General features: G+C 59.4%; 6 protein-coding genes. 4 read left to right on the top strand and 2 right to left on the bottom strand.

Translation table 11 applies throughout. The annotated features are described in order from the left end of the window. Positions 1 to 340 precede the first annotated feature (340 nt). The 3 genes from BMI01S_RS35775 to BMI01S_RS38460 all read left to right on the top strand — a co-directional run bounded on the left by BMI01S_RS35775 (position 341) and on the right by BMI01S_RS38460 (position 2,654). Positions 341 to 1,501 carry a porin gene (locus tag BMI01S_RS35775; RefSeq protein WP_407669109.1) on the top strand — a complete coding sequence of 387 codons (1,161 nt, stop codon included), beginning with the start codon at positions 341 to 343 and terminating at the stop codon, positions 1,499 to 1,501. Positions 1,502 to 1,529: 28 nt separating this feature from the next. Further along, positions 1,530 to 1,937, top strand: coding sequence for an MFS transporter (locus BMI01S_RS35770; protein ID WP_028232846.1), 408 nt, complete (start codon positions 1,530 to 1,532; stop codon positions 1,935 to 1,937). Positions 1,938 to 2,033: 96 nt separating this feature from the next. Beyond that, positions 2,034 to 2,654, top strand: coding sequence for a hypothetical protein (locus BMI01S_RS38460; protein WP_051381605.1), 621 nt, complete (start codon positions 2,034 to 2,036; stop codon positions 2,652 to 2,654). On the opposite strand, the gene BMI01S_RS35760 is transcribed toward BMI01S_RS38460, so the two are convergent. Both BMI01S_RS35760 and BMI01S_RS35755 read right to left on the bottom strand, forming a co-directional pair. Further along, a complete protein-coding gene (locus BMI01S_RS35760; RefSeq protein WP_028232845.1) occupies positions 2,624 to 3,523 on the bottom strand; it encodes an IS3 family transposase in 900 nt (299 codons plus the stop codon). The genes BMI01S_RS38460 and BMI01S_RS35760 overlap by 31 nt on opposite strands. Next, on the bottom strand, positions 3,520 to 3,909 hold the full coding sequence (locus BMI01S_RS35755; protein ID WP_028232844.1) for a transposase: 390 nt from the start codon (positions 3,907 to 3,909) through the stop codon (positions 3,520 to 3,522). Before BMI01S_RS35755 ends, BMI01S_RS35760 begins: the two co-directional genes overlap by 4 nt. Positions 3,910 to 4,082: 173 nt before the next feature. Between BMI01S_RS35755 and BMI01S_RS35750 the strand changes: the two genes are divergently transcribed. Next, positions 4,083 to 5,063, top strand: coding sequence for a methyl-accepting chemotaxis protein (locus tag BMI01S_RS35750; protein ID WP_161635571.1), 981 nt, complete (start codon positions 4,083 to 4,085; stop codon positions 5,061 to 5,063). The last annotated feature ends 129 nt before the right edge of the window (positions 5,064 to 5,192 follow it).

Raw genomic sequence — 5,192 nt, 5'->3', positions numbered from 1 at the left:
GACGGTGTGCATCAACTGCTTGCGAGCCCTGATGATCGCTTCCGACGACCGCGATCGCCAGGCCGTCGACGAAATGCACCGGCTCCTCAGAGCCATTCCAGCCGCAATCGCGGCTTGTGCATGTGAGGCTGCGATCGCTCACGTGGACAAGGTGGTCGAGATCGCGCACGAGCTGCTGGCCGTGGGCACGAGCATGCGTCGTGGTGCGTCAGGGGGATAGCGCGGCTCATCTTTTTCGGCTCAAAAGGAGAGGCGTTGTAAATAATGTTGGTTCTTGTCTGACAATATAGTTAGTTATACGAATGAAAAGATTTTTTAACCATGAACGGAAGGGGAAGACGTGAAAGGTACTGACTTCAAGAAACTTGCAGTTTGCGCGCTGTTGGGGAGTTCGCTCACGGTTGCGAACGTATATGCGCAGTCCTCGGTAGCGCTCTACGGTGTGATCGATACTGGGATCGATTATGTCAACAACAGCGGCGGGCATTCGCTCTGGCGTATGCGAGATGGCACGTATGACGGCGTCTACGGCAGCCGCTGGGGATTGAAAGGCACGGAAGATCTTGGTGGCGGCCTGAGCGCGCTGTTCAAGCTCGAATCGGGCTTCAGTCTGGAGAATGGTCAAAGCCGCCAGGGTGGTCGGCTGTTCGGGCGTCAGGCCTATGTGGGTCTTTCGGATGCACGTTTTGGCACGCTTACGTTGGGCCGCCAGTACGACTCTGTGGTGGATTACCTGCAACCCCTCACGGCACCGGGACAGCTCGGCGGCCCGCTCGTCCACGCAGGCGACATTGATAACACCGACAACTCGTTCCGCGTGGACAACGCGGTCAAGTACGCGAGCCCGAAGATCGGCGGCCTGACCTTCGGCGGCGTGTACTCGTTCACCAACACTAACGCCCCTGGGCGTGGCACGACGGGCCTGTGGAGCCTCGGCGCGAGTTACTCGCTCGGTTCCCTGACCATTGCCGGCGCGTACCTGTACGCAAAAGACCCCGCGCTGCTCCTGAGCGACGGCAACTATGTCGGCAACACCACCGGCGCGGATATCGGCGCGAGCGGCCCGTTCAGCTACGTCGGCAATCCACGTAACGAGCAGATATTCGGCGCAGGGGTGAACTACGTGCTCGGCTCGGCGACGCTCGGCCTCGACTACACGAATACGAAGTTCAACGACGCCAACGGTACGGATAGCACGGTGATCTTCACCAACTACGAGGCGTGGGGCCGTTACAACATCACGCCATCGTGGTACGTCGGCGCGCAATACGTTTACACGCATGGCAGCATCGGCTACAGCCAGGAGGTTCCCATCTATCACCAGGTGGGGCTTACGACATCGTACTCGCTCTCGAAGCGCACGGCGCTCTATGCGATGGGCGTATGGCAGAAGGCAGCCGGCGCGGCGACCAACGCCGACATCTTCGACGGCGCGGTGGGGTCGGCGTCGTCCAACAATCACCAGATCGCGGTGCGCGTGGGCATGTACCACCAGTTCTGATTGTTAGAGCGCTCCGCCCCGGCAACTCATGCACATTGCCGGTTTCATGCCCGGATTGATCCTCGCATTGCTGGTGATGCTCAATTCGACCGAATCATTAGGCTCGCTGCTTGGCGGCGCGGTGGTCGGCCGCCTGGCATCGAAGTCCGTTGCCAGCGGACTTTATCTGCTTGCGGCAGTTCACCTGTGCGGGCTGCCGTTCGCTCATGGCACTCTGCAAACATATCTGCTCGCGGGCACTGCCGGGGTGAGCGCCATCGGGAACACAATGCTGCGTGACACCTATTTCTGTCGCTATTGTCCGCCCCTCAACCTGGGGCCGGGCATTGGCTGGGTGCGAGGAATCGGGCGCTTCGGCGCAATTGCCAGGCTGCTGATCGGCGGCGCGCTCGCACAGGCGGGTGCACCACTGCTTTGGAATCTCTACGCATTTTAAGCGCCGTTCTCGTAGCGGCGCTTGCCGGGCTCGCCGTTCTCAGGCGCGCTTCACGCCTTGAGTAATTACGTACGGGTTGGCGCTATCTCAACCAATATGAATCTACTAAAAAATCTATCCATCGCGGGAAAAACCGGCGTTGCATTTGCGTGCGCAATTTTTGCGTTCGTCGTTAGTGCATGCATCTGCCTCGCCAGTGTTCGGGCAATCGACCATAAACAGAAGGAATTCGAAGCATCGGAACAAACGCTCCTTCTGCTAAAGGACGGAACGTCCGACTATCTCAACATCATTTGGGCGGTGCTGGCGAACAACCTGAACGGCAAACCCGGGCACAAGGCGTGGATCGACCAGCACCGTTCTGATTTCGCCACTAGGCTGGCAGGCCTGCGAGCAATAGACGGCACGGCAGAGGCCATACAGCTGGCTAGCACATGTCAGCAGGAATATGACCGCTGGTTGAATACAGTCGTCGACCCGCTAGTGGACATGCGCAAGAAGGTGGACGCTTTCTCAGTCAATATGGGCGATCTCTCGGCATTAACTGAGGGCTTCGGGTCGTACCTGGGTACCGACCGGCTCGTCGCCGCCGTCGACAAGCTGGACCGCTACGAAAGAGATCGCATGCTTGCAAGTGGCAAGGAACTGGTGTATCGGCTCGGACTGTTTGGACACGCTTTTGCGACTCAGGCAGCCTGTTTCATGAGGCTTGCCTGACGGGCTTCGAGGGGTGACATGAAGCCCAGTTTTTCCAGGCGCCATTCTCGGTTGTAACGGTCCTTAAAGGCAAGGGCCGCAGCACGGACTTCCTCGACGTTGAGGAAGATGCGCCCGTGAATGGCTTGCTCCTTCATGGTCCGGTTGAACCGTTCGGCGACGCCGTTGGTTTGCGGCTCGGCAACGAATGCATAGCTGGGCGTGATCCCCCAGAACTTGATCTGGTCACGAAAATCGTCGGACGTGTACTGAGAGCCATGATCCATCCGCAGCTTCAGTCCCTTGCCAATTCCGGCAGCAACCGAACCGAATTCGCTTTGCAGCCCCTGAGAGATAGGCTCCAGGGCGGCGAAGCGGTCGCCGAGTTTCGCCGTGTGGATGCCCGTGCAGAGCCCATCGCAATGATCAACGGCAGAGAAGATCCAGACCATGCCGTCGTCCACGGTCTGGATGCGCACCCCGTCGGTTCCCCACATCTCGTTCGGGGTATCCGTCGTGATGTGCCCATCGTGAAGGTTCGGCTCGCCTTGAGGCTTGCGGTGCGGCGAGAGCAGGTGGTGCTCGCGCATCAGGCGAAGCACGCGCGCGCGGGAGGCGCGTATGTCGTGGAGGATGCGCAGGCGCGCCCAGACCTTGCGGTGCCCCTCACCCGTGAACGGGGAGCTCGCCAGATCGACCCGAATCGCTTCCAGCAGCACTGCGTCGGGCACCTTGGGTTTGGGGCCGCGTTTGAGTCGGGCAATCGGGACTACCGTGGCCTTCGCCCTTGCTCGCTCAGCATAGATCGACGAACGGGGAAAGTTGAGCGTCAGGCAAACGCGTTGCAGTCCATAGGGCTTGCCGGTGCCAACGGAGGTCTCGAGGCTCATTTCGATGACCTCCGACCGGTCAAAGGGGCTCGGCCCTGCCTTTCGCGCTCCTTGCGCAGAATCTCGTTCTCCATCGTGAGCTCGCCAACACGCCGCATGGCGTCGTTGAGCCGGACTTCCAGCGGATCGGCGGTCCTCGCCTTGAGGCCGGCTTCCATACCGGCCAGTGCCAGCTCACGCCATTGCTCGAGCTCGGCGATCGTTACACCGACTTCGCGGGACACGGCATCTACAGGTTCGCCGCGCAACAACCGAAGGACCACGCTACGCTTGCGACCAGTTGACCAGCGTTTAAATTCGGCCGCGCCAGAGGCGCTTCCAGTCGCGCTACGCGCTCCTTCCAGCGCCTCTGGCCCAACAGCCTCAACCTTGACCTTCTTCAGCATCAACAGCTCCTTTCTTGGACAGAAGTTTTACACCAAATCTGTGTCCAAAAAAATCGGAGCCGCCGCATGGCAAGGAACTGGACGCACTCCGTGCCAGAATTTACGTGACGATACTCGCAAGCACCGTAATTGCTGTCATTGCGTCCATTCTTGCTGCGACGTGGCTCTCGGGTATGGTTTCGCGTCCGCTGAAGGAGGCCGTTAATATGGCGACGCTCGTAGCAGAAGGCGATCTCACAGCCAATATCGAGGCGTCGTCGATGGATGAAACCGGGCAGCTCATATGCGGCCTGAATGCCATGAATGAGAGCCTCGCAAAGATTGTAGGCGGCGTTCGGATCGGCACCGATAGCATTGCGACGGCATCCAGCGAAATCGCGGCCGGGAATTTCGATCTCTCTTCGCGTACTGAGCAGCAGGCGAGTTCACTTGAGGAGACGGCCGCCAACATGACGCAACTGGCCCAAACCGTTCGGCAAAGCGCCGACAACGCGCGGCAGGCGAACGCATTGGCGATGAGAGCATCCGGCATGGCGGAGGCCGCCAACGAGTCAGTGTCGAATATGGTGCAGACCATTCGCAACGTCAGCAATAGTTCGAAGCAAATCTCCGCGATCACCGCCGTGATCGAGGGCATCGCCTTTCAGACCAATATTCTCGCGCTCAACGCGGCAGTGGAGGCTGCGCGAGCCGGTGAACAGGGCCGAGGTTTCGCGGTGGTCGCGAGCGAAGTGCGAGGCCTTGCACAGCGCTCAGCCACGGCTGCCAAGGAAATCAAGGAGCTGATCGTCTCGTCGGTGGAGGCGATCCAGGAAGGCTCGACACAGGCAGATGCCGTTGGTGAGGCAATGGGTGAAGTCAAGATCGCGATCAAGCAGGTTGTGGGCATCGTCGGTGAGATAGCCGTGGCGTCCGACGAGCAAAGCCGCGGAATCGACGAAGTCGACCAAGCCGTGAACCAGATGGAACGGATTACCCAGCAGAATGCGGCACTCGTGGAGCAAGCGGCCGCAGCGGCGCGTTCTCTCGAAGAGCAGTCAATGCATCTCAAGAACGCTGTAGCCGTATTTTCGCTCGGTGAACGGGATTCCGTGCGTGCAGACCACGATCACGCACATGCGCGGTCATGGAGACCGGTCGAGTGGCAGGCTTGAGCAGATTCCGACGTTGGGCCAACAATTGAGAGAGAGAAGCGTGGTGCGTCTGAGGCTACGGCGTATCTGAGCATTCGACGACATCAGTGCATTTTACATAAAAAGAATTATCAAACCTTTTAGTATGTT

Source organism: Paraburkholderia mimosarum LMG 23256 = NBRC 106338 (assembly GCF_000739815.1).
GTDB classification, from domain to species: domain Bacteria; phylum Pseudomonadota; class Gammaproteobacteria; order Burkholderiales; family Burkholderiaceae; genus Paraburkholderia; species Paraburkholderia mimosarum.
Note: the sequence above shows the minus strand (reverse complement) of the source record. Positions and strands in the feature narration are given on the sequence as shown.

Coding starts and splice junctions, on each gene's coding strand:
- BMI01S_RS35755 (WP_028232844.1), bottom strand. CDS start 3,909: ATGCTGAAGAAGGTCAAGGTTGAGGCTGTTGGGCCAGAGGCGCTGGAA.
- BMI01S_RS35760 (WP_028232845.1), bottom strand. CDS start 3,523: ATGAGCCTCGAGACCTCCGTTGGCACCGGCAAGCCCTATGGACTGCAA.
- BMI01S_RS38460 (WP_051381605.1), top strand. CDS start 2,034: ATGAATCTACTAAAAAATCTATCCATCGCGGGAAAAACCGGCGTTGCA.
- BMI01S_RS35770 (WP_028232846.1), top strand. CDS start 1,530: ATGCACATTGCCGGTTTCATGCCCGGATTGATCCTCGCATTGCTGGTG.
- BMI01S_RS35750 (WP_161635571.1), top strand. CDS start 4,083: ATGGTTTCGCGTCCGCTGAAGGAGGCCGTTAATATGGCGACGCTCGTA.